Below are 22818 nucleotides of genomic sequence, written 5' to 3'. Positions count from 1 at the left end.
TGATATATTTAGTCATTATTATTAATATAAAATGCTTTAAGAACATATAGATGGGGCTAAATTAAACTGTTTTCAATGTACAAAAAACAACTATAGCTGGCCGCTTTAGACGCTCTAGTCTTTTGGTTGCAAAGCCACGACCTGCCCGCGTACACCGATACTATCATCGCTCATTAGACAGACATAGCCTGCCATAATATCTTCAGGTGTTTTTAAGCTCATCGGGTTTTCACCCGGAAAAGCATGGGCGCGCATGTTGGTACGCGTACCGCCTGGATTGATACAATTAAAGCGCAGATTAGTCGTGTTCTGCGTCTCCTGAGTGAAGATATCACTCATGCCCTCCACGGCTTGTTTTGAGAGCGCATATGCACCCCAAAACGCACGAGGATGGGTTCCAACGGTACTAGAAGTAAAGACAATAGAGCCATTAGCAGCGTCTTTAAGTAACGGTAATAATGCTTGGGTCAGCATAAAGGTCGCTGTAAAGTTGACCTGCATCACTTTGGCAAAGATATCGACATCGTACATCTCAAGCGGTGTCAGCTCACCTAATAATCCTGCATTGTGTAGGACGCCATCAAGTTGACCGATTTCTTTGACGATCAATCCTTCTAACTGCTGCATTTCGGCATAAGTGGCTTTTTCTAAATCCATCGGTAGCATCGCTGGCTGCTTACCACCCAAGCTTTCAATCTCATCATAGACAGCTTCGAGCTTGCTGCTAGTACGACCTAATAATAATACCGTCGCACCATAGCGAGCATAGGTCAATGCAGCAATACGCCCAATACCGTCTCCCGCACCTGTGACTAAGATTGTCTTGCCCTCTAAGCAGTTAACTTGCGGCACAAAATGACGAATCTCATCATGACTTAAAGGTTGCGTAGAGTTTTGACTGGCTTTTTGATTAGCTTCTGGAGTGGCAGTTTTATTAGAAGGTTGATTAACGTTGTCGCTCATAGGTTTACCCGCTATTCATCGATTTATGATAAAGATTACTATAAAAATTTATTTTTTAGGTCATCTAGTACTAGCTAGAAGTATGATGCACTCAAATTAAATATGTTCAAACTATTAGTATTTGAACTATAAGTATTCAAACTTGCCCGGAGATAATAGCAATTTACTTAACTGTTCAGGGGTATCGATAATATAGTCTGCGCCCCAGCTTTTTAGATTTTGCTGATCTTCGGGTGGAATATAACCATAAGCGGCCAAAATCGTTGGCATACCAGCAGCCTTTCCAGCTTCTATATCACGTACATGATCGCCCACGTAAAGTACGCAACCTGCAGCGCCACGCGGTATTGCAAGCTTCTCTAACGCCATATACATCGGTTCTGGATCAGGCTTAGTACGTGAGACATCATCAGGACAAACCAAGACCGAACAGCGCCCATCTAGTTGCATAACTTTAAGCAGTTGCTCAGATAAATAACGCGGCTTATTGGTTACGATACCCCATGGCACGCCTTTATTTTCAAGAGCAGTTAGCACTGCTTCAAGCTCACCAAATACACAGCTATCGACACAGATATCTGCTTCATAGTCATCTAAAAACTGCTGGCGATACTGTGACAACTCCTCATCACTGAGGTCGATCTGGTCGTTGTGACGCAGCATTAACTGCACCATCGCTGACGCACCAGCAGAGACCTGCTCGCGAATATGCGCTTCGGGCGGGGCTTGCCAATTATTTTGCGCACTCATTTTGCCAATGATGCGTACAAAATCAGCGGCGGTATCAATTAGCGTACCATCTAGATCAAACAAAACAGCTTTTACAAATTGCGTCATATTGCATGCTCTTATTATTAAAAATTGTATTAAACCAGTGGTTTTTGGACGGCTAGCATATAGTTGACATCGACATTCTGTGCCAGCCAGTAGCGTTTGGTCAACGGGTTATAATGCAGGCCGATAATATCTTGGCGGCTAAAGCCTGAGTTTAATGCCATTTCATCAAGCTCAGCTGGGGTAATAAATTTTGCATAATCATGCGTACCACGATCTAATAGACGCAATACATACTCCGCTCCGACAATCGCAAACAAGTAAGATTTTGGGCTACGATTGATAGTAGAGAGCACACAGACTCCGCCTGGGGCAAGCAAATCGAAACAAGCTTGTACGATAGAGCTTGGATCCGGCACATGTTCGAGCATTTCCATGCAAGTCACCACATCGAACTGACCGGCATGAGTTTCTGCTAATTTTTCGACCGGTATATGCTGATAGCGTAAAGAGTCATTTAGATTACTCTGCTCTGCATGTAAGCTGGCCGCTTTTAAATTTTCAGTACCCAAATCAATACCAGTGACATCAGCACCACGACGCGCCATCGATTCGGCTAATATGCCGCCACCACAACCAACATCTAATATCCTTTTACCAGTAAGACCCATCTCAGCCGTTTTGTTAGCATCACCACCTTGATAGCCACGTTTGACGTTTTCTTCTATCCAATTAAGACGTAGTGGATTGATATGGTGCAAGGTTGCAAACGCACCCGTATTATCCCACCATTCGCTGGCAAGCTTATTAAACTTATCAACTTCACTTGGATCGACGTTGGTGGCTGTGTTCATATTTGCATCGTTAGTTTTTACGATAGTAGTATCTGCAATAGTATCGGAATGAGTGTTAGTAGATGAAGAAGGTATAGCTGAGCTCATAGCATTTTTCCTTTATTGTCATTATCTATATCTATTATGCGCTGACATGGACTTAATGTTAGCATGAGAGTCATCGCTTTGTCGTAAGGACATCGTGACCGATTATGAGTGGTATTGTTAACTGATAACAAGCTATAGTCAGTCCTAAATAAAAGAAATCCAAGAATTATAATGTGCTATTGAGATAATTTTTCCTTGCTTGCTGTGCCTACGCAGACAAAGGCTGCGCAAAATTTATCTCAGTAGCGCTGTATTTATTTTATAGTGGATAGATTGTATAAGTGCCTTTAAATTACCAACTGATAGGCTACAAATAATCGATTGTCTTGGCCATGGGCAAGGTGGCGTAAATAATGTCTAACAGCTTTACAACGGTTAGTTAAGAATCTGGTTCACAAGCAGCGCCATTTTACGTTATTATAAGCGGCTTGCGCTTTACTATTTATTATCATTAAATATCGTCATTAAAACTTCAAACATTTATCCCCAAAGGAAGAAGTATGAAACGTATCATCACACTGACTGGTCTGGCTGTTGCCATTGGACTTGCCAATATGGGCGCACAAGCCGCCGATTATGTTGCAGGAAAGGACTACCGCGTGCTGGATAATCCAGAGAATATCAGCGGTGATGCTATTATTGTACGTGAGTTCTTTTGGTACGGCTGTCCGCATTGTAACGTCCTTAACCCACATATGGAAAAATGGGCTAAGACCAAAGATAAAGACGTGGCTTTCTTTAAAACACCAGCAGCGCTAAATCCAGTTTGGGAAGCCAGCGCGCGCGGTTTTTATGCCGCTCAGCTGTTAGGTTATGAAAATAAAACCCATGACGCCTTGTTTGATGCTATTCACAAAGATGGCAAACAGTTATTTGACCAAGCATCACTAAGTAAATGGTATGCTACAAAGGGCGTTGATCAGAAGAAGTTTAACAGCTTATATAACTCTTTTGCCGTAGGTACCAAAATTGGTCGCTCACAAGCTGGTGCTAAGCGCTATCAACTCTCTGGTGTACCAGCAGTGGTAGTACAAGGCAAATATGTCGTAACAGGTGAAGGTGCTAACGTTCCTAAAGTCGTTGATTATTTAGTCGATAAAGTTCGCGCCGAGAAAAAATAACTGACACTGTATAAGTTTTCAATAAAAAAGCCAATCGTCAATGATTGGCTTTTTTATTGTACTCATTTTGACATTTGACAGCCATTTTATAAAACAGCTGTTCATAGCATAGGTATAAAATATCTTTAATACTTTATCTGAGTCAAAATTGCGACTTCTCGAATATAACTGGCCAAGTCTTCTTCAGACTCCATCATCAGCTCATCATCGTTTGTATGCTTAGCATACTCAATCCAAAGTAATAGCTGATATAAGCTGTTGCGTTCTGAGGCTTTGTACTGCTTTACAAATTGCTTTAGCGTACCCTCGTCATTGATATTAAGCCTGCCCCGCCAGCTTTCAATTTTAGCAACTTGCTCTTTTGGAAAAAAAGCATCGAACAATGCTTTTACCAACTCATGGCGGTTTTCTTCACTGATTAGTTTACCAACCCGCTTAGTTTGGCGATTGCGAGCATTAGCGCTGGTGATATCAGCAAGCGCCATCAGTTCTGCCATAAAATAGTCACTGGCAGGTAGATTTTTGAGCTGCTTTTTCGATAAACCGGCAAGCGGTATCGATAACTCTTGTAAGCGCTCATGAGATTTTTTAAGTTCAGTGCGCGATACGCGCATGTCATGTTCTGACCAGTCAATCATACAAGCTTTCCAAAATAATAAGTAAAAATTAGGGGGTGCTGACAACCATTTGCATCAGCATAGATCTTCAGTAATACGTTATCAATATTGCTTATCTACTAACTACTAACAGCGCTACCAACGGCTTTTTTCACGGTGCTTGGCCGCCACTGTTAGGCCTTTAGGCAAGCTCTTAGCAAGATAACTTTGCAACTTGTCAGTAATAAAAACTGAGCGATGTTTACCACCAGTACAACCAATTGCCACCGTCACTGTATGACGATTATTGTGCAAAAAGTCTGGCAACCAACGATCCAAAAATTTAGCGATATCGTTGGTCATCTCAGCCACTTCTGGATAGTCAGCAAAGAATTCACCAACCTTTGCATCAAGACCCGTCGCGGTACGTAACTCAGGGTTCCAATGTGGGTTTGGTAGAATCCTAACATCGAATACAAAGTCGGCATCGATAGGACTGCCATATTTAAAACCGAAAGACAGTAGATTAATCACAATCTTATTGTCCACACCAATATGATCGCGTAAACGATCTTTTAACTGGTGAATATTCAACTTGCTAGTATCAATTTTTATATCAGCATAACTGGCAATAGGTTCTAGTAACTCTTCTTCTTTTTTAATAGCAGCTGGCAAATTGTACGTAGGATAAGTAGAGCTTTCAGTTTCTTGAGCCATTAACGGATGGACGCGGCGAGTGGCGTTAAAGCGTGCAACCAAGATAGTATCTTGCGCCGTCACATAGATAACTTTAATTGTCTGCTTACCATAGGTCTGTCTGAGCGTCTTATAAATAGAGGCAAAATTGCTCAAATCTGCGCGTGGGGTACGAATATCAACGCCAAGGGCAATACGGCGAATACCACTTTCACCGACTAATTTATCAACTGCGTTCGGTATCAAGGAGAGTGGTAAATTATCAATAGAATAATAACCCAAGTCCTCTAAAATATTTAATACTGAGGTCTTACCCGACCCCGAACGCCCAGAAATCACTAGGATACTGACACTACTGCCTTTAGCTTCCTTCGTTAGTGACTGCTCTGTCGCTACTTTATTTCCTTGATTCGGGTCTGCTGCTTCCATGATCCACCATCCTAGTTTATTAAATCACTGATGCATAATATCTATCTTACTACTTAACTTATCTACGAGCATGCTAAAGAATTTATGTTTTTATTATAACGACTCTTTATTAATCAATTATTAAAATTGCTATTTGAAGGTAACAAGTTGATTATCCAATAAACGCGCACGTCCCAACCAAGCCGCGACTAAAATAACCAAGTCTTGATTTTCTGCATTGAAGATTGCAGCATTATTAGGGACAGAGTCTAGTTGGTCAGTTTTTACTTCTAAATAATCAATAGTAAAACCAGCATCAGTAATGCGTGCACGTGTTTCTGCTAATAACGCTGCAAACTCTTGCTGACTGTGTTCAATATTTAACAACTGCTTTGCCAAATATTGCAGCTCTTGATGTAGTGCAGGTGCTATTTGTCGCTCAGCCTCATTTAAATATTGATTGCGCGAGGATAGCGCCAAGCCATCAGCAGCACGGACAATAGGCGCCCCTATTATTTCAATCGGATAACTCAGATCGCGTACTAACTGTTTAATAATCGCTAGTTGCTGGTAATCTTTTTGTCCAAATACGGCCACATCAGGTTGTACAATGTTAAACAATTTCGAGACCACAATACCAACGCCATCAAAGTGCCCAGGACGAGATTGACCACATAATTGAGTGGTGATTGCACCAGCGAGGACGGCAGTCGGTGGCGGCAATACTGGGTACATCTCGTCAATACTGGGCGCAAAAACATAGTCTGCACCAACCGTTGCTAGCTTAGCGACATCCTCATCTAAAGTACGAGGGTAGCTATCGAAGTCCTCTCCCACTCCAAATTGAGTCGGATTGACAAAGATACTAACGACTACGATATCGGCATGCTGCTTAGCAATGCTTACTAGCTCAAGATGACCATCATGTAGATTGCCCATCGTTGGTACTAGCGCAATACGTTGTGGGCTATTTTGATTGTCATTTCTTTGACCACGATAAGGCTGCAAGGCGGTACGCAGTGCTGAAATCTGCTGATAAATAATTGGCATCGTTAAATATTCTTCTACTGATAATCGTAAAAACCCAAAAATTCAATAAGATTAGCTAAATTGGTGCTGCTCAGTTGGAAAGCTACCTTCGCGCACTGACTGCTGATAAAGCGCAAAGGCGCCTTCAATACTATGGGCGCTATTGCGTTCATCGGTCAAAAAGTCATGAACAAAGCGCGGCACGCGGCCATGTACCATACCTAGCATGTCATGCATCACTAATACTTGACCATCAGTATCTGCGCCAGCGCCAATACCAATCACTGGCGCTGTAACAGCTTCTGTGACTGCTTTAGCGAGCTCAGCTGGCACACATTCTAATACAAGTAATGCAGCCCCTGCAGCAACGACTGCTTTAGCATCAGCAAGCAGCTTATCAGCCGCTTCATCACCGCGACCTTGGATTTTATAGCCGCCGAAAACATTGACAGATTGCGGAGTCAAGCCAAGATGGACACAAGTTGGTGTACCCGCTTGTGCTAAGGTCGTGACTAAATCACAAAGCTCACTGCCACCTTCAATCTTTATGACATGCGCGCCGGCTTGCATCAATTGACGACTATTGGCCACAGCCTCTGGCAGAGTCACATAACTCATAAACGGCAGGTCAGCTAAAATTAGTGCATGCTTATTACTACGGGCAATATTAGCCGTATGATAAGCCATATCGTCAACGGTTACAGGCAAAGTTGAGTCATGACCTTGTACCACCATGCCCAAACTATCACCGATCAAAATAGTATCAATCTGCGCCTTGTCCATCATTCGTGCAAACATCGAGTCATAGCACGTCAAGCAAGTAAACTTGGTGCCGTCTTTTTTAAAATTATTTAAAGTAGATAACGTCGTCATATGACCCTCAATTAATCTGCAATGCTTTTAACTTATTAGTAACTGTTATTCTGTTTGTGATCAAAAAACTTAGCAATTGCTTGATATATAGTCATTCTAAACAAAAGAAGCACAAAAATTGTGATGCGCTATTGGGATAATTTTTCCTTGCTTGCTGTGCCTACGCAGACAGAGGCTGCGCAAAATTTATCCCAATAGCGCTATATTTACTTTATAGTTGATTCAATTCAATAATAAATTAACTATAGTAGCTTTAAGCCTGTCCAATCTTTACTTTGTGGATAATCATCTATCGATTTGCCAGCAATTACTAGCTCTGGTGCTAGCTCTTGTAGCGGTATTAAGACAAAATTACGTTCAGGCAGTCCAAGATGCGGTATGGTTAATTGCGGCTCTGCAATTTGTGTTTCACCATACAACAAAATATCGACATCCAAGCTGCGTTCACCCCAACGTCGTATACGTGCACGCTTAGCTTGCTCTTCTAGCTGCTGGCAAAATGTGAGCAACTCAAAAGGTGACAACGTCGTCTCAAAACCAGCGACCGCATTGATAAAGTCTGGCTGATCTTGCGGCCCCATAGGCACTGAGGCATAAAATGAAGAAACACGAACGTCACGTATCTTCTCATGCTCTTGCATCACTGCAAGTGCTTGCTGCAAATGCTCTGCAGGTGAACCTAATTCATTAGCTAGGTTGCTGCCCAAGCCTATATAGCAAGTAACCCAATGAGCGTTACCCGTATGGTTATCCATATTAGACATTATCGGTACTAGGCTGACGACGACGGCGTTTCGATGGTACAGGTCCTTTATTGTCAGTCACATTACTAGATCCAACTTTGCTATTAGCAGCTTGGCTGGCTTTAGCAGACTTTGCTTCTGTCGTTTTAGCTGATTTTCTCGCTTTCGCAGGTGTAGTCGCTTTATTAGTACTTGCCTTGTTTTTTGGCGTAGCTTCTACATGCTCTACCGTTTTCTCAGCTTTAGCATTAGCTTTCCCATTAGACTGAGTTGCTGGTTTAGGCGCTTTTTTCGCATACTTCGCAGCAGTTTGGTCGTTATTATCAGCTGGCTGTTTTTCTACAGTAGGCTCACGGCGGCGACGCTTATGCGGTATCGGCTCGTTATTCATACTGACTAGCGCCGGTGATCTTGCCACCGAACGAGCAGGATATGTATTAGCAGAAGAAGGTTTATCTTCTGACTGCTTGAAATCTGACTGCTTTGCCTTAGATTGTTGAGCACCACTTGAACGATCAACTTTAGTATCAGATTTTGTATCTTGATTATTTCGCTCTTTCTCAGCCGTTGCATGCTTAGTAGCTGCCTTGTTCTGCACAGGCTTTTGGCTATGCTTAGGCTTATCAGCACCTGATAGCTGCTTTTGTAATGGCGGCACAACTTTTTCATGCTCGATTATAAACAATGGCGCAGGCTTAGCATTATGGCCTTTGTTAGATGCTTTATTGCTACTACTAGCAAGAGACAACTGCTGTAACTGAGCAAGCTCATTACTGTCCTGCTTTACCTGTTGCGTGTTGTAACCCTTGTTTTTACTGCTATCAGATTGCTTGGCAGCTGTTGACTGACTTGCGGCGCGGCGACGGCGTGATGGAATGTTTGATGAATCGTTCACCACTGCCTGCTCAGTACTATGCTTTTCGGTAACATGCTTTTCATTACTGCCATTGGCTTTGCTACGCTTAGTATTGTTCTGATTAGACATCGACTCATCCGCTGTATTTGAATCTGGCTTTTGACGATTGCGTCCGCGCTGCCCTTTTTTATAAGCACCGCGACGAATATTTTCATCGAACTCATCGATCGCTTGCTGCTGCCCTTGTTCAGACAAAGTCTGATAAGTCTGCCACCAATCACCCATACCGTTGGTTGACTCTGATAACGGGTGCTCAGCATCACCGCACTGCTCACGTAATAATAAGAAGTCAAAGCCTGCACGAAAGCGTGGGTGCTCAGAGAGCTGAACGATTTGCTTGCTACGCGGGGCTGCAAGTTTTGGCTGCAATATCCAGATATCACGGATAAATTGCTCAGCAAATTTAGGGATAGCAGTCTTGATGCGTTGACGGTCGATGACCTTGCCAGCCGCATGCATTTGCGCTTCAGCAAAAGGCATATTGCGCTTTTTAGCTTTTTCTAACTGATGTAGATAGTTTTCCCATAACAGGGCTGCATAGAAAAACGCTGGGTTGATGCTTTTACCTGCGGCAATACGTTTATCGGTATTGATAGCCACCTGTTTCACTAAGGCACTTGGCTCAGAAGGTGGATAAATGATTAAGCTATCAATCGCACCCGACTCAAACAATAATGGCAACAGTGGCACTAGATAGCCGCCAGTAAACATCTTTTGCGTTTCATCATAAAGACGATGCGGTGATATTTGCTCAAGCAATGCCCAATTATCATCGTGGAACTGCTGAGACAACTCTTCATCAAACTCAAAACCTAATTTGGCTTTGAAACGTAACGCCCGCAATAATCTTACCGGATCTTCTTCGATACGTACGGGTGCATGACCTAATAGGCGGATGATCTTATTATCAATATCTTCAAGCGCACCGCAAAAATCATGAACCACACCTTTAAGTGGCTGATAATAAAGCGCATTGATAGAGAAATCCCGACGTGAAAAGTCTTGTTTAATATCGCCCCAAACATTATCACGCAAGATCATACCGTCTTGATTGGTATTAGCATCACTCGTTGGCGGGCCACGAAAAGTAGCGACTTCAATTAGCTCTCGTCCTGAATACACATGTGCCAATTGAAAGCGGCGACCGATAATGCGGCAGCGCTTGCCAAAGACGTCTTTGATTTCATGCGGCTTGGCATCAGTCACAGCGTCAAAGTCTTTTGGGCGCAGACCCAATAAGGTATCGCGCACACCACCACCAACGATATAGGCATCAAACCCAGCTCGGGTTAATGTGGCAATCACTTCAGTAATGGAATTGGGTAATTCAGATTTATTCAGTTCTAACTGCTTGGCGGCACGCTCGGCCATGCATCTACTCCTCGCCGGTATTCTTTAACCACCCCTGACCAACACAGCGTTTATCAGGCGGATGTATTCACTAGTTTAACAAATTTTGCGCGCAGTAGGTGCGTTATGACATTTAGTTACGTGCAATTTTGTCAATATTAGGATTAATTAAAGCAAAATAATGCCATTAATGTTGCACCCTTAAACGACTTCGATTTTTCTCAACGGTTTTTGCGCCGATACCTTTGACCTTTGCTAACTCATCAACCGTTTTAAAATCGCCAAACATGTCACGATATAAAATTATCGCTTGGGCTTTACTACTACCAATACCGTTTAGTGAAACCAGCTCACCTTCGCTGGCGCGATTGATATTGATGGTAGATTGATCGCGCGCTTCGGTTTTGGCATTCTCTTGTGCCAAGAGGTACTCATACGCACTTTGCGGATTATCAAAACAAGGCGCCGCATTCCCACTACTTGGCATCATAATAAGCAAAGCGAAGCCGAACGCAGCGTTCGTTATTAAGTTGATGAACGAGGCTTTATAATGAGCGCTCATGACGATCTTTCATGTCGTTTCGCCGCTTCCCATAGTGCATCCATCTCTGTTATATCGCTGTCCTCGACACGCTTGCCAGCAGCAGCTAATTGTTCTTCAATATAACCAAAACGTGACTTAAATTTATGCACACAAGTAAGGGTCGCTGTCTCAGCGTCAAGGTTCAATTTGCGCGCGACGTTGACCAGCGCAAACATACAATCGCCCAGCTCTTTTTCAATCTCTCTAATATTGGCTTTGCTTATGTCATATTTAGCAGCAGTGTTGGACTTCTCTGTCAGCTCAGCCTTTAACTCACTAATTTCTTCCTCAAGTTTTTCAAACGCTCCTGCTATGCCTTCCCAATCAAAGCCTAATTTTGACGCCTGCTTTTGTACATCCTGCGCTTGCATCAAAGCACTGCCCGCTTTGGTCTTATCTAAACGCCGCTTTGGTTTACCACGTGCCTCGCGCGCTTGCTGCTCCTCCGCTTTGATTTCATCCCAACGCTCCTTAACCGCCCCTTCATCCTTCAGGGTTTCAGCCTCAAATACGTGCGGATGACGGCGAATCAGCTTCTCTTGCAAAGTGGTAATGACATCGCCCATGTCAAAACGTCCTTGTTCAGCGTACATCTGACAATGAAAGATGACTTGCAGTAGCACATCACCAAGCTCACCTTTGATATCTTCGTCATCATCGCTTTGTACCGCTTCACCCAGCTCATAAGCTTCTTCAATCGCATATGGAATGAGGCTATGATTGCTTTGTTTTTTATCCCACGGACAGCCAGTACGCAATCTTGCCATCAGTGCCAACAGGTCATCAAGTTGCCCACTCGCTTCTGGAGTGCCTTGCACAGGTTCGGGTGCTGAAATTTTATTTTCTACAGTACTCATAAAGGATACTCTTATACTTTTAGTTGTTATTGAATATAATCGCCTTAACTTAATAACGATTTTGTCATTAGTGTAGCATTGAACGCTTAATAGCCTATAATTGTGCTATCTACTTCGTTATTTTACCACTGCTTTAGCGCAAGGAATCTTGTCATTATGTCTACTTCTGCGACCACTAGCTACCAGCCAGCAACTGAATTTCATCCTATTACGATTAGCTCATTTAAAGCTTATGATATTCGCGGTGAGCTTGGAGTAAGTCTTGATGAAAATATCGCTTACCGTATCGGGCGTGCCTTTGCGCAGATTTTATATCAGCGTTATAGCGCCGCTGATAGCTCAACTGAACTAAAAAACTTAAAACCTGCCATCGTTATCGGTAGCGATATTCGCCATGCAAGCGAGCAGTTAAAACAAGCGACGATTGCTGGGATTATAGATGCGGGTGTTGATGTCATTGATTTAGGCATGAGCGGTACAGAAGAAGTGTATTTTGCCACCAGTGATTATCAGGCCTTAGGTGGTATTGAAGTCACTGCCAGTCATAATCCTATTAACTATAATGGCTTAAAATTGGTGAAAGAGCATTCAAAACCAATTAGCGCTGATGATGGCTTAGCAGAGATTCAAGCATTGGCAGAATCAGGGCAGTTTAACACTGGTAACAAGTCAGGAAAATTACAGTTATTAGACGATAAAAGCGCTTATGTTAATCATGTCATCAGCTTTATAGATACTGACAAGCTCAAACCTCTGAAGTTAGTGATTAACTCAGGTAATGGCAGTGCAGGCCCCGTCGTTGATTTATTAATTGACAAGCTGGCACAAGCTGGCGCACCCATTGAAGTGATTAAACTGCATCATACGCCAGACGGCAGCTTCCCCAATGGCATTCCCAATCCTATGATTGAAGCTAATAGAGTGGCTACCCAGCAAGCAGTACTGGCAAACAAAGCCGATTTGGGCATTGCCTTTGACGGAGATTTTGACCGCTGTTTTTTATTCGATGAAAGCGGCGAATTTATTGATGGTAGCTACGTGGTCGGGATGTTGGCACAAGCGTTTTTAAACAAGTATCCAAGCGAATCCATCGTCTATGATCCCCGGGTAATATACAATACCGAAGCAGTCATCAAACAACATAATGGCAAGGCAGTCATCAGTAAGTCTGGGCACTCATTTATCAAGCAAGTCATGCGCGAGTCAGGTGCAGTCTATGGCGGCGAGATGTCTGCTCATCACTACTTCCGTGACTTTTTCTATTGCGACAGCGGCATGATTCCATGGCTATTAACTATTGAGCTATTATCCAATACTGGTAAGACGCTATCTGAGTTGGTCACTGGCTATATCAAAGCTTATCCCAGCTCAGGTGAGCTAAATTTTCGTCTCACCACAAATGACGCGCCAACCATCATCAGCGCTATCGAGGATAAGTTTAGCGCTGAGAACCCAAGCAAATCGACGCTTGATGGCTTAAGTCTCGACTTTGGGGAGTGGCGTTTTAATTTGCGCGCATCGAATACCGAGCCGCTGATCAGGCTGAATATCGAAACTCGTGGTGATGAGCAGTTATTAGCCGGTAAGATACGAGAAATAAAAGAGTGGCTTGAAGCACAAGGTGCTGTTTTAGCTTAAGAGTTTTTTGCGGAAAAATGTGAATTTAAAAAAGATAAGCGCCTGTTAACATAGATATTAACAGGCGCTTTTTATTGTTTAATAAAATTGTTTAATAAAGCAGGTTATTTAGCACGACCAATACCCATGTAGCCACCTACCAAACGCTCAACTTGCGTGCAGGTTAATGCGTTTTGCGCATCAAAAATAGGTTGCGCCGTCTTATTAATTTGGTTCACATCCAAGTCACTATTTAAAGGCCAGCTCATGATAAATAACGCTTGTGTATCAACCAATGGCGCATAAGGATCGTTAACCAATTCTAATAAAGGCTGCTGACCATATAGTGCCTGTAGTTCAGTACGCGCTTTGTCACTATAGACCAGCGTCTGAATATTATAAGACCATAGCAGCGCTAACAGGGGATGGATTGCAGACCCTACAGTACGCCCTGATCCCGACTTATAACTACCACCCCAAATCATCACGGTCTTGTTATCGATAAAGCCATCAAAATATTGCCAGAATTTACGGAATATCAGCTCTTTCTGATCTTCATTAATATGTATAACTGACTGTAGCAGTGGCATATCCACGCGGCTCGCCTGCCCCGACTGCTGTAATTGTAAGAGTTCAGTAGGCAGGGTATTACCACCAAAGCCCCAGCCCGCCTGCAAGTAACTGCTACCAACTCGCTCATCCAGACCCATGATGTGACTGACTTGTTGAATATCAATTTCATGGCTATCGGCAAGACGCGACATCTCATTCATAAAGCTAACCCGCGTCGCCAGCATACTCATGATACTGCTACGGGCAAACTCTATCGTAGCGATATCGGCACAATGACGAGCACGAGCTTGTTTCATCAAAGGTTGCAGCGCACTTAAATGCTGACTGCTGCTATTCGCAGTCTTTTCACCAAGTAGCCACAATGAAGGATTCAACATCGAGCTATAAGCATCACCGTCTTGTAAGAAGACAAACGGTATGTAGTATACCCACGCACGTTGCAAGCGTTGGGCGAGTGCTGAGATATGCCCTAATTGTTCAATGCCACTTATAATCACAGGCAACGTCTGCTGATGACTGTGATTGAAAGCGGTAATCCAGCTCTCCTCCAACCATACTGACTTTATACTGTCTAAAAATAACCAATAAAGCGCCACTTCTGAGCTTTGTTCGCGGGCGCTATCATCATCATTAAGATGAGATGCTTCACCTGTTATTTCATAGATCTGCAACAGATTATCAGCACTGCTTGGCAACGCTCGACTGATAATCTGCTCTTGCTGGTCATACATCTGCCATAGCGCCTGCAAATGACGCTCAAAGCTATATTGCTGCAACTGCTGCTCTAGCATCTCGACGTCTGCATATAAGTGTACAGTCTGACCTAAGCTTGCTAGCACCACGGCACTGGTAATAGCTTCGATACCATGACCAACAATCACACAAACTGCAGGATTTTTGGATTGATGAAGCAGTTGAACTGACATAGAGTGACCTTCAATATTTTTATACTAATAACATTATCTGATGAACATTAAGACCAACGCTTGATATGCTGCAAAAGCTGATCAGTAGAAGTATCAAATTGACCACTATCTTCTTGCTGCATAGCATAATGCACCGACTCAGCCATTTGCTTACCCATCTCTACGCCCCACTGGTCAAACGGGTTAATATCCCAAATACTGGCCATGACATAGACCTTGTGCTCATAGAGCGCAACCAAAGCCCCTAAGCTATGCGGTGTAAGCTCATCGATAAGTAGTGTCGTTGATGGCTGATTACCACGATAGTATTTATATTTATCCGCCTCAGTAACAGCATTGGCATCAGTATCTGCAATCGCAGCATTACCAAAGGCCAGCACCCGGCTTTGCGCCAGACAATTCGCTAACGACAGCTCATGTTGCTGTTGCAAAGAAGCATTGTGTACCTTATCACTATAACGACGCACGCAAGCGATAAAGTCGCAAGAGACCTGCTGCGTCCCTTGGTGTAGCAACTGATAAAAAGCATGTTGCGCGTTAGATCCTATCTCGCCCCACAGAATCGGACAGGTATCATAGTCAATATGATCACCGTGCTGAGTAACCGACTTACCATTACTCTCCATCTCAAGCTGGGTCAAGTAGCTGGGCAAATAGCTTAAACGTCCATCATAAGGCAGTACGGTATGGGCGTTCACTTGTAAAAAAGTACTGTTCCAAACGGCAAGTAAGCCTAACAATACTGGTAAGTTTTCGGCAAAATCAGCCTGCGCAAAGTGCTCGTCCATACTATGAGCGCCAGCCAATAGCGCTTTAAACCCCGCCATACCAATACGAATAGCAATAGCGAGTCCAATCGCTGACCATAAAGAAAAACGACCGCCAACCCACTCCCAAAGCTGTAGCTGATGCTCAGGGTGGATACCCCAAGCGCTCATCTTGTCACCATTAGCCGATATGCCAATAAAGTGGCGGCGTAACACACTGTCTTCCGTACCAGCGCGCAGCTTGGCGGTAGCAAGCAGCCATGACAGTGCTGTCTTAGCATTAGACAAGGTATCAATGGTACCAAAGGATTTGGAGGAGATAATAAATAAGGTGGTTTCAGGATTTAAGTGCTTGAGCAAATTATCAAGCTGGGTACCATCCATGTTCGAGACGAAGTGCACTTCAATATCAGTATCTGCCCACTCATCAAGCGCAGTGGTCGCCATCAGTGGCCCCAGATCAGAACCACCAACCCCGATATTGACCACATCGGTGATAGCCTTGCCTGAAAATCCGCGCCATATGCCACTACGGACACGCTCGGATAATCTGGCTACCTGCGCCAGACTACGATGCACATCGGCGACCACATTTTGCTCACCAACTTGTAGCGCTGCGGTCTCTGGCAGTCGTAGCGCCGTATGCAAAGCCGCACGCTCTTCGCTGGTATTGACCATCGCCCCTTGTAAGAGCGCTTTAATACGGGCAGATAAATCACAGCTATCAGCCAGACTCAACAGATTAGATAACACCGTCTCATCGATACATTGCTTGCTGTAGTCCATATATAGCGCACCCTCTTGCGTACTAAAGCGCGTCGCACGCCCATCATCTTGTGCGAACAATGTCGCAAGTGACCACGGCTGCGCCGCTAGCGTTTGCAACTGTTGCCAATACTTAGAGCTGCGAGCGTTGTTATATGCGCTATCTTCCTTGATACTATTCATTAGTGTTATTACCCATCAGCTATTCATCTTCTGCTAATTGTTGCTGGGCGAAATAGATAAAAGCCTGCATATATGAACGCATATCGCCAGCATCATAGCTATCGCCGCGCATCGTCGTCACATTAACCCCGTATTCGCTAATCAGCGCATCAATGGCATCGGTCAGCTGAATCTCACCGCCGACAGAGGCTTTGGTATTAGCCAAATAGTCAAAGATTTGATTGCTAAATACATAACGACCGACCACCGCTAAGTTAGATGGCGCATCTGCTAAGCTCGGCTTTTCTACAAAGCCTGCGACTTTAAAGCTAGCATTCACATCTGTTTTATCATCGATATCGCTCGCAGCACTAAACGCTTCATTTAATTGGGCAATACCGTATTTATGCACATCTTCATCGGCGACCTTATCTACCAATATTTGCGAATGACTATCTTTAGCAAAGGCATCAATCATAAAGGCCAAATTATCAGCAGACATATCAGTGGTAAACGGGTCAAGGACGACATCTGGTAGCAAGACAGCAAAATCATGCGCGCCTATAATGGGACGTGCTGCCAATACCGCATGACCCAACCCTAGTGGCTTGCCCTGACGTATCATCGATACCGTCACATCGTCTGGTAACCAGTTGAGACTATCGGCCAGCTCGTCCTTACCTTTATGACGCAATTGGTTATCCAGCTCGGCATTGATATCGAAGTAGTTTTCAATCGCACTTTTTTGCGCATGGCCAACCAGTACAATGTGCTTGATACCGGCAGCGATCGCTTCTTCAACGACATAATGAATGGCGGGGCGATTACCTAAAGGCAATAGCTCTTTCGGCACTGATTTAGATAGTGGCAGCATACGAGTGCCAAAGCCTGCGACGGGAATAACGGCGTGGGTGATATTTTTCATATATGTTTGGCTATATTCATAAGAAAAGTGAGTTTAAAGTTAAATCGATAAGTTAAAACAGCAAGCAATCATCCGTAGATGACGATAGCTCAATAAAGCTTAGGCTTCATTATAACCATTCGGATTCGTGCTTTGCCAACGCCAAGTATCCTGACACATCTCATTAATTGACAGTTTGGCTTCCCAGCCTAATAAATCTTTGGCTTTATCTGCACTAGCATAGCAACTGGCTATATCACCGGCACGGCGGGCAGAAAATTTATAAGGAATAGGCTGTTTAGAGACTTTGGTAAACGCTGCAACTAGATCTAAGACAGAGGTGCCTTTACCAGTCCCTAAGTTAATAGGCAAGAAGCCAACTGAGCCAGTTGTATCCGAACCGCTTTTAGAGCCGGCTTGTTGCTGTAAATAATTCAGCGCTGCGACATGACCTTGCGCCAAATCAGTGACATGGATAAAGTCACGTACACCAGTACCATCTACAGTAGGATAGTCATTACCAAAAATACTGAGCTTTTCAAGCTTGCCTACCGCTACTTGCGAGATATATGGCATTAAGTTATTCGGAATATCGTTAGGGTCTTCACCGATCTGTCCTGATGGGTGAGATCCTACTGGGTTAAAGTATCTTAAAGAAATCAGATTCCAGCTCTTGTCTGATACTGATAAGTCTTCTAAGATGTGCTCGACGGCAAGTTTGCTTTGTCCGTAAGGATTGGTACAAGAGCGCTTTGAGTTCTCATCGATAGGTACGGTTTCAGGATCGCCATAGACAGTCGCAGAGGACGAAAAAATTAGATTCTTGACATTATACTGTGCCATGACATCAAGTAAGGTGATGCTACCACTGACGTTATTATTATAATATAGTAAAGGTTTGGCAACAGACTCACCTACTGCTTTTAGCCCTGCAAAATGGATCACAGCAAAGAACTGATGCGCTACAAAGATTTGTTTGAGCATCTCGGCATCTCGCGTATCGCCTTTGATAAACTCAATCGACTGACCAATAAGAGTAGAGACACGGTTGATAGCTTCACGACTACTGTTAGATAGATTGTCATATACTACAATATCATAGCCTGCTTCATGCAGCGCAATACAAGTGTGAGAGCCAATATAGCCCGCACCGCCAGTTACTAATATCTTGTTTTTCATAAAATCAGCCGAGACGTTTTTAAAACATACATTTATTATAATTATAAAGGCAACTATACTGAGAATCGCACTATATTGCCAACACAATTCATCCAGTCTCTTAAAGATAAGATATTTCATCCACTAGGGCGCTAACCATACTATGAAATTCAATTCTTATATCCAGCCACTGTTATTAGGCTATTATAAGCACTATCGCCAGCCAAAGCAGCGTCTAGCGTTAGTAGTCGGTATGCTACCTTGGCAAGATATCGTTGGGGACTGGGTATTGGAGCAAGCGCATATTCAAATCCAGCGACATTTTAATAAACGTTACTTTGAGCTATGGTTAAAGCCCTTTATCAAGCGCGTCAATCCCGTTATTTACATCTGGGGTTATAAAGCACCTGATTATTTCATTGACTATATACGTGAACAAGATTTAGATGTGTTTTTTTTGGAAGATGGCTTTATTCGCTCAGGCCCTGACGATGAGAGCGGTGCTCCGCCATTATCTATCGTCATGGACAGTCAAGCGCCCTACTTTGATACCACTCGACCAAACGATTTAACAGATTTAATTGCCAATTTTGACTTTGAGCAGGACGGTTATGATGAGGCATTAGCACAGGAGATGCTCGATTATTACGTATCAAAACGTGTGAGCAAATACAATCATCAGCCCTATGTGGATGTCGCACCAATATATGGGGTTAAGAATAAGAAGCGAGTGTTGGTATTAGGACAGGTACCACATGATGATTCATTGAAATACGGTGGCGGCATTGGCATTACGCTGCTTAATGTAGTCAATAAAGCCATTGAAGAAAATCCTGAGGCGCAGATCATAATCAAACCGCATCCAATGACCCTTAATGACCCATCTCTTATCAACACGCTCACTGAGTTAGATTGTCTTATACTCATCCAATCTATTCATTTAGTGGATGCTTTAGAGACAATTGATCATGTCTATACGATTACTTCATTAGGTGGGTTTGAGGCATTACTCAGAGGAAAAAAGGTCACCGTATTAGGGCGACCGTTTTATTATGGTTGGGGGTTAACAGAGGATGAGAATGAGATAAGAATAAAGCACCTTCGGCATGTCTTGTTCAATCTAACTATTTATTATGTGCTATTAATAAGTTAACAATAAAAAATATTACTATGTCAATATCAGAGCTTTAACTTGAACCAAAATACAATGGCAATACTACAAATATAACTATAGTCTCTATATTTTAAAGTGTTCATTTTACGTAGCTCAGATTCGTTTAGTAGGTGACTAACTGTATCAAGAATACATCATATAAATCTTATAACCTAGTCTTTCATTATCTATTAATTTTTGTAAGGATAAAAAATGAGCAGTATAATTACTCTTGAGCAAACTCATATGGACTTGTTAATAAAGCATAAAGTTTATTTAAATTCTAAAGGAAACTATTCTAGTTCTTGGCTTAAGATTGGCAAACCTTACAATACTACAGGAAAAGCCCTAATTGAACCTTATTCTGGTATTTTCGTTGGACCAAGATTAGGTTCGGTTGGCTCATTCTCTTATACAAAAAGCTATTTCCCACCTCAAGATTTGAAAATAGGACGTTATTGTGCTATCGCAGAAAATGTAAAGATTATGGGGTCAAGCCACCCCGTCGATCGCTTAAGTATGAGTGGTTTCTGTTACTCGAGAGCTGCACCATTTGGAATATTTGAAAAAGATATCAGCATAGATTTTCCAAAAAAGCCTCCTGGACTAAAAATAAACTTCGCCTTTGCCACCATTGGTAATGATGTGTGGATTGGTGAGGGTGTTCTTTTAAAAAGAGGTGTTACTATAGGCAATGGCGCGGTAATAGCAGCTAGGTCTGTTGTTACTAAAGATGTTCCACCTTATGCAGTAGTAGCAGGTTCACCCGCAGTAATTAAAAAATATAGGTTTAGTGATGACTTGATTGAAAATCTTCTATCGTCGGAATGGTGGAAATATAAATATACAGACTTTAAAGGCTTAGACTTCTTAAATCCGGAAATCTTTGTCTCTCAGTTAGAAGAATTGAAGGTTAAAGGAGTAATTGCATCATTAGAAGATTCAGCTATAGACTTACATCATGAGTTCAGAAAGATTTCAACACCATCCACTCAATCGTCAATAACAGATTATCAAAATCCAATAAACCTAGGCATCTTGATTAATAAGAAAGATTCTTAAAGTTTTATTAACACTAAAACCATTCCAAAAACAAGAGACTTAGAATGGAAGAATATTACAAAACCCAAATAGAGATTATTAAAACTCAATCAGAAAAACTTTTCAATTCTGAAAGTTTAACCAGTTATTTTTATCTAATCAAGACTGTCATAGTTGACGAAAGACTTTCACTAGGCGAAAAAAGAAATTTAAGTTCAAAATGCTTTCTACTCATTGGCGATATCTACAGGTTACTTGGTAAAAGCAAAAAAGCTAACTGCTCATACATCGCCGCATTAACAATACGACCTGACTACTACACCCCCTACTACAATTTAATAACATACAAAAAATTGTTTCAGTGTTCATATACTTGGTTAAACACTAATCTATTTCTATATCATACTGTGTCTACAGCACTATCTACGTTAGAATACGAAAAAACTAATAAATATATTAGACTAACGAATAAACATATTCAAAGATTCAAAATATGTAAAGCTCGGATACATCTAGAGCTAAACTCAAATAAAGCGAGTTCTGAGTTTTACAATGCTTACATAGTCGATCCAGAGACAAAAAAAGGACTACTATGGCTTGCGTACTTTAATTTATGGAGTCAGAATTTTGAGCAAGCCATAGAAAAATACAACACCTTACTTGAAAAATTTCCTAACGACTCCGATTCTTTTAATGGGTTATTAAGAACTTACTGTGAAGTAGGGGATTATAACAAGGCATACGATGTATTTTTAAAGGATGAGAGTAACATAAATGTTAACAGTTTAGTCTTACGTAATATGTACTTTGGAATTGGTAATTTCAAAAAAGGATGGATGTACGCTGCTGATAACAAAACGTCTAAGACTTTAAAAAACAGTAAAGAATTAAACTATAACAATGAATTAGAAAAGCTTAACCCTCAACAAGAGACACTGGTTCTTGCAATATGGGGTCCTGGTGATGAGATTCGATGGTCAACCGTTTATAACGAGGTTAACTCAAAAATAAGAAACTTTAAAATAACTTGTGAACCTAGACTGCTATCTCTTTTTCAGAGATCCTTCCCTAATATTAAGTTTGTACCTTGCTATAGATCAGTAAGAGGTAGTATTAGCTCAGAAAATATAAATAAATATTGCAATCTTCCTACCAAGTTTCTAAGTACCGCGTTAGACAACAATACCTATAACGAAATAAAGAAAGAAACACAACTGATCACAAACTTAGATATATTGAAAAATCTAAGGTCTAATATTTCTGACTTTAGTAATAGTGCTACATTAAAAGCAAATCCTGATTTAATAGAGCACTGGAAAAAAAGACTATCACTTTACTCGAATAAAAAGCTAGTTGGAATATCGTGGAAGAGTAGCTTGAGGAGCTTCACAAGAGACATTCATTATTTAGATGTGACCCAAATGGAGCCTATATTTAAGACCGAGGATGTATTATTCATCAATTTACAATATGGCTCATACGAAAATGATATAGAGTATGTAAAAAACAACTACTCTATAGATATTATCAACTTTCCAGAGTTGGATTTAATGAATGATTTTGAAAATGTGGCTGCCCTACTCTCTTGTTTAGATATAATAGTATCACCATGTAACTTCATTATTGAACTGGCTGGTGCGCTAGAGGTACAAGGGCTTATGTTTAGTAATACTAGTGATGTTAATTGGAGAATTGATGCAGCTGGAAACGATATTTGGCACTCTACAATCAGCCATGTTACCGCAACTCCCCTAGGAAATAAAGAAAGCCTAGTATTGAAAATAAGAAATACTTTGCAGTAATGACTTTTCGAATCTTAAATCAAAGTATAATTAATTATCTTACTATATTTCATTTACTATTCACATATAGTCAGCTGAAAGTAAAACTGTTATATCTTTA

At 42.0% G+C, this 22818-nt stretch carries 20 protein-coding genes; 5 read left to right on the top strand and 15 right to left on the bottom strand.

The annotated features are described in order from the left end of the window. Positions 1 to 114 precede the first annotated feature (114 nt). From AK823_RS00785 to ubiG, 3 genes are all read right to left on the bottom strand, one after another. Positions 115 to 963, bottom strand: a complete 849-nt coding sequence (locus AK823_RS00785) for a YciK family oxidoreductase (RefSeq protein WP_082785588.1) — start codon at positions 961 to 963, stop codon at positions 115 to 117. Positions 964 to 1089: 126 nt separating this feature from the next. After that, complete coding sequence (locus AK823_RS00780) at positions 1090 to 1800, bottom strand: HAD-IA family hydrolase (protein WP_068033813.1); 711 nt, start codon at positions 1798 to 1800, stop codon at positions 1090 to 1092. 29 nt (positions 1801 to 1829) lie between these two features. Next, positions 1830 to 2591 (bottom strand): bifunctional 2-polyprenyl-6-hydroxyphenol methylase/3-demethylubiquinol 3-O-methyltransferase UbiG, encoded by a 762-nt coding sequence (gene ubiG / locus AK823_RS00775; protein ID WP_149031870.1) that lies wholly within the window; start codon positions 2589 to 2591, stop codon positions 1830 to 1832. Between the two features lie 587 nt (positions 2592 to 3178). Between ubiG and AK823_RS00770 the strand changes: the two genes are divergently transcribed. Further along, the gene (locus AK823_RS00770; protein WP_068033811.1) at positions 3179 to 3799 is read left to right on the top strand and encodes a thiol:disulfide interchange protein DsbA/DsbL; all 621 of its coding nucleotides are present in this window, start codon (positions 3179 to 3181) and stop codon (positions 3797 to 3799) included. Positions 3800 to 3924: 125 nt separating this feature from the next. On the opposite strand, the gene yjgA is transcribed toward AK823_RS00770, so the two are convergent. The 8 genes from yjgA to mazG form a co-directional block, all read right to left on the bottom strand. Next, the gene (yjgA, locus tag AK823_RS00765) at positions 3925 to 4437 is read right to left on the bottom strand and encodes a ribosome biogenesis factor YjgA (RefSeq protein ID WP_068033809.1); all 513 of its coding nucleotides are present in this window, start codon (positions 4435 to 4437) and stop codon (positions 3925 to 3927) included. A gap of 114 nt (positions 4438 to 4551) precedes the next feature. Further along, positions 4552 to 5520 carry an RNase adapter RapZ gene (gene rapZ, locus AK823_RS00760; protein WP_082785586.1) on the bottom strand — a complete coding sequence of 323 codons (969 nt, stop codon included), beginning with the start codon at positions 5518 to 5520 and terminating at the stop codon, positions 4552 to 4554. A 129-nt stretch (positions 5521 to 5649) separates the two neighbouring features. Further along, positions 5650 to 6549, bottom strand: coding sequence for a pantoate--beta-alanine ligase (panC, locus tag AK823_RS00755; RefSeq protein WP_068325473.1), 900 nt, complete (start codon positions 6547 to 6549; stop codon positions 5650 to 5652). 51 nt (positions 6550 to 6600) lie between these two features. Further along, positions 6601 to 7401, bottom strand: coding sequence for a 3-methyl-2-oxobutanoate hydroxymethyltransferase (gene panB / locus AK823_RS00750; protein WP_068325472.1), 801 nt, complete (start codon positions 7399 to 7401; stop codon positions 6601 to 6603). A gap of 242 nt (positions 7402 to 7643) precedes the next feature. Beyond that, entirely contained in the window at positions 7644 to 8165 is a 522-nt protein-coding gene (gene folK / locus AK823_RS00745; RefSeq protein ID WP_068325470.1) for a 2-amino-4-hydroxy-6-hydroxymethyldihydropteridine diphosphokinase, read from the bottom strand. Beyond that, a complete protein-coding gene (gene pcnB, locus AK823_RS00740) occupies positions 8158 to 10431 on the bottom strand; it encodes a polynucleotide adenylyltransferase PcnB (protein ID WP_068325468.1) in 2274 nt (757 codons plus the stop codon). Before pcnB ends, folK begins: the two co-directional genes overlap by 8 nt. A gap of 166 nt (positions 10432 to 10597) precedes the next feature. Then, positions 10598 to 10972, bottom strand: a complete 375-nt coding sequence (locus AK823_RS00735) for a ComEA family DNA-binding protein (RefSeq protein WP_068325466.1) — start codon at positions 10970 to 10972, stop codon at positions 10598 to 10600. Continuing rightward, positions 10969 to 11850 (bottom strand): nucleoside triphosphate pyrophosphohydrolase, encoded by an 882-nt coding sequence (gene mazG / locus AK823_RS00730; protein ID WP_068325464.1) that lies wholly within the window; start codon positions 11848 to 11850, stop codon positions 10969 to 10971. Before mazG ends, AK823_RS00735 begins: the two co-directional genes overlap by 4 nt. 156 nt (positions 11851 to 12006) lie before the next feature. Between mazG and AK823_RS00725 the strand changes: the two genes are divergently transcribed. Further along, the gene (locus AK823_RS00725; protein ID WP_068325463.1) at positions 12007 to 13488 is read left to right on the top strand and encodes a phosphomannomutase/phosphoglucomutase; all 1482 of its coding nucleotides are present in this window, start codon (positions 12007 to 12009) and stop codon (positions 13486 to 13488) included. Between the two features lie 104 nt (positions 13489 to 13592). Here the strand turns inward: AK823_RS00725 and AK823_RS00720 are convergent, their stop codons facing one another. From AK823_RS00720 to galE, 4 genes are all read right to left on the bottom strand, one after another. Next, the gene (locus AK823_RS00720; RefSeq protein ID WP_068325461.1) at positions 13593 to 14966 is read right to left on the bottom strand and encodes a UDP-glucose/GDP-mannose dehydrogenase family protein; all 1374 of its coding nucleotides are present in this window, start codon (positions 14964 to 14966) and stop codon (positions 13593 to 13595) included. 47 nt (positions 14967 to 15013) lie between these two features. Further along, entirely contained in the window at positions 15014 to 16681 is a 1668-nt protein-coding gene (gene pgi / locus AK823_RS00715; RefSeq protein WP_068325458.1) for a glucose-6-phosphate isomerase, read from the bottom strand. A 19-nt stretch (positions 16682 to 16700) separates the two neighbouring features. Beyond that, positions 16701 to 17585, bottom strand: a complete 885-nt coding sequence (locus AK823_RS00710) for a UTP--glucose-1-phosphate uridylyltransferase (protein ID WP_068325456.1) — start codon at positions 17583 to 17585, stop codon at positions 16701 to 16703. Between the two features lie 99 nt (positions 17586 to 17684). After that, positions 17685 to 18743, bottom strand: coding sequence for a UDP-glucose 4-epimerase GalE (galE, locus tag AK823_RS00705; RefSeq protein ID WP_068325454.1), 1059 nt, complete (start codon positions 18741 to 18743; stop codon positions 17685 to 17687). Positions 18744 to 18885: 142 nt separating this feature from the next. On the opposite strand from galE, the gene AK823_RS00700 reads away from it, so the two are divergent. The 3 genes from AK823_RS00700 to AK823_RS00690 all read left to right on the top strand — a co-directional run bounded on the left by AK823_RS00700 (position 18886) and on the right by AK823_RS00690 (position 22718). Further along, positions 18886 to 19875 carry a hypothetical protein gene (locus AK823_RS00700; RefSeq protein ID WP_068325453.1) on the top strand — a complete coding sequence of 330 codons (990 nt, stop codon included), beginning with the start codon at positions 18886 to 18888 and terminating at the stop codon, positions 19873 to 19875. Between the two features lie 213 nt (positions 19876 to 20088). Further along, the gene (locus AK823_RS14330) at positions 20089 to 20937 is read left to right on the top strand and encodes a CatB-related O-acetyltransferase (RefSeq protein WP_068325451.1); all 849 of its coding nucleotides are present in this window, start codon (positions 20089 to 20091) and stop codon (positions 20935 to 20937) included. A gap of 44 nt (positions 20938 to 20981) precedes the next feature. Further along, positions 20982 to 22718: a hypothetical protein gene (locus AK823_RS00690; protein WP_068325449.1), complete on the top strand. Its 1737-nt coding sequence runs from the start codon at positions 20982 to 20984 to the stop codon at positions 22716 to 22718. Positions 22719 to 22818 lie beyond the last annotated feature (100 nt).

It is taken from the genome of Psychrobacter sp. P2G3, assembly GCF_001593285.1.
GTDB lineage: Bacteria > Pseudomonadota > Gammaproteobacteria > Pseudomonadales > Moraxellaceae > Psychrobacter.
Note: the sequence above shows the minus strand (reverse complement) of the source record. Positions and strands in the feature narration are given on the sequence as shown.

Excerpts from the sequence above, each read along its gene's own strand:
- mazG (WP_068325464.1), bottom strand. The coding sequence starts at position 11,850 with ATGAGTACTGTAGAAAATAAAATTTCAGCACCCGAACCTGTGCAAGGC.
- AK823_RS00770 (WP_068033811.1), top strand. The coding sequence starts at position 3,179 with ATGAAACGTATCATCACACTGACTGGTCTGGCTGTTGCCATTGGACTT.
- pgi (WP_068325458.1), bottom strand. The coding sequence starts at position 16,681 with ATGAATAGTATCAAGGAAGATAGCGCATATAACAACGCTCGCAGCTCT.
- panC (WP_068325473.1), bottom strand. The coding sequence starts at position 6,549 with ATGCCAATTATTTATCAGCAGATTTCAGCACTGCGTACCGCCTTGCAG.
- AK823_RS00700 (WP_068325453.1), top strand. The coding sequence starts at position 18,886 with ATGAAATTCAATTCTTATATCCAGCCACTGTTATTAGGCTATTATAAG.
- yjgA (WP_068033809.1), bottom strand. The coding sequence starts at position 4,437 with ATGATTGACTGGTCAGAACATGACATGCGCGTATCGCGCACTGAACTT.
- AK823_RS00785 (WP_082785588.1), bottom strand. The coding sequence starts at position 963 with ATGAGCGACAACGTTAATCAACCTTCTAATAAAACTGCCACTCCAGAA.
- AK823_RS00725 (WP_068325463.1), top strand. The coding sequence starts at position 12,007 with ATGTCTACTTCTGCGACCACTAGCTACCAGCCAGCAACTGAATTTCAT.
- pcnB (WP_068325468.1), bottom strand. The coding sequence starts at position 10,431 with ATGGCCGAGCGTGCCGCCAAGCAGTTAGAACTGAATAAATCTGAATTA.
- AK823_RS00690 (WP_068325449.1), top strand. The coding sequence starts at position 20,982 with ATGGAAGAATATTACAAAACCCAAATAGAGATTATTAAAACTCAATCA.
- galE (WP_068325454.1), bottom strand. The coding sequence starts at position 18,743 with ATGAAAAACAAGATATTAGTAACTGGCGGTGCGGGCTATATTGGCTCT.
- AK823_RS00720 (WP_068325461.1), bottom strand. The coding sequence starts at position 14,966 with ATGTCAGTTCAACTGCTTCATCAATCCAAAAATCCTGCAGTTTGTGTG.
- AK823_RS00710 (WP_068325456.1), bottom strand. The coding sequence starts at position 17,585 with ATGAAAAATATCACCCACGCCGTTATTCCCGTCGCAGGCTTTGGCACT.
- AK823_RS00735 (WP_068325466.1), bottom strand. The coding sequence starts at position 10,972 with ATGAGCGCTCATTATAAAGCCTCGTTCATCAACTTAATAACGAACGCT.
- rapZ (WP_082785586.1), bottom strand. The coding sequence starts at position 5,520 with ATGGAAGCAGCAGACCCGAATCAAGGAAATAAAGTAGCGACAGAGCAG.
- AK823_RS14330 (WP_068325451.1), top strand. The coding sequence starts at position 20,089 with ATGAGCAGTATAATTACTCTTGAGCAAACTCATATGGACTTGTTAATA.
- AK823_RS00780 (WP_068033813.1), bottom strand. The coding sequence starts at position 1,800 with ATGACGCAATTTGTAAAAGCTGTTTTGTTTGATCTAGATGGTACGCTA.
- panB (WP_068325472.1), bottom strand. The coding sequence starts at position 7,401 with ATGACGACGTTATCTACTTTAAATAATTTTAAAAAAGACGGCACCAAG.
- ubiG (WP_149031870.1), bottom strand. The coding sequence starts at position 2,591 with ATGAACACAGCCACCAACGTCGATCCAAGTGAAGTTGATAAGTTTAAT.
- folK (WP_068325470.1), bottom strand. The coding sequence starts at position 8,165 with ATGTCTAATATGGATAACCATACGGGTAACGCTCATTGGGTTACTTGC.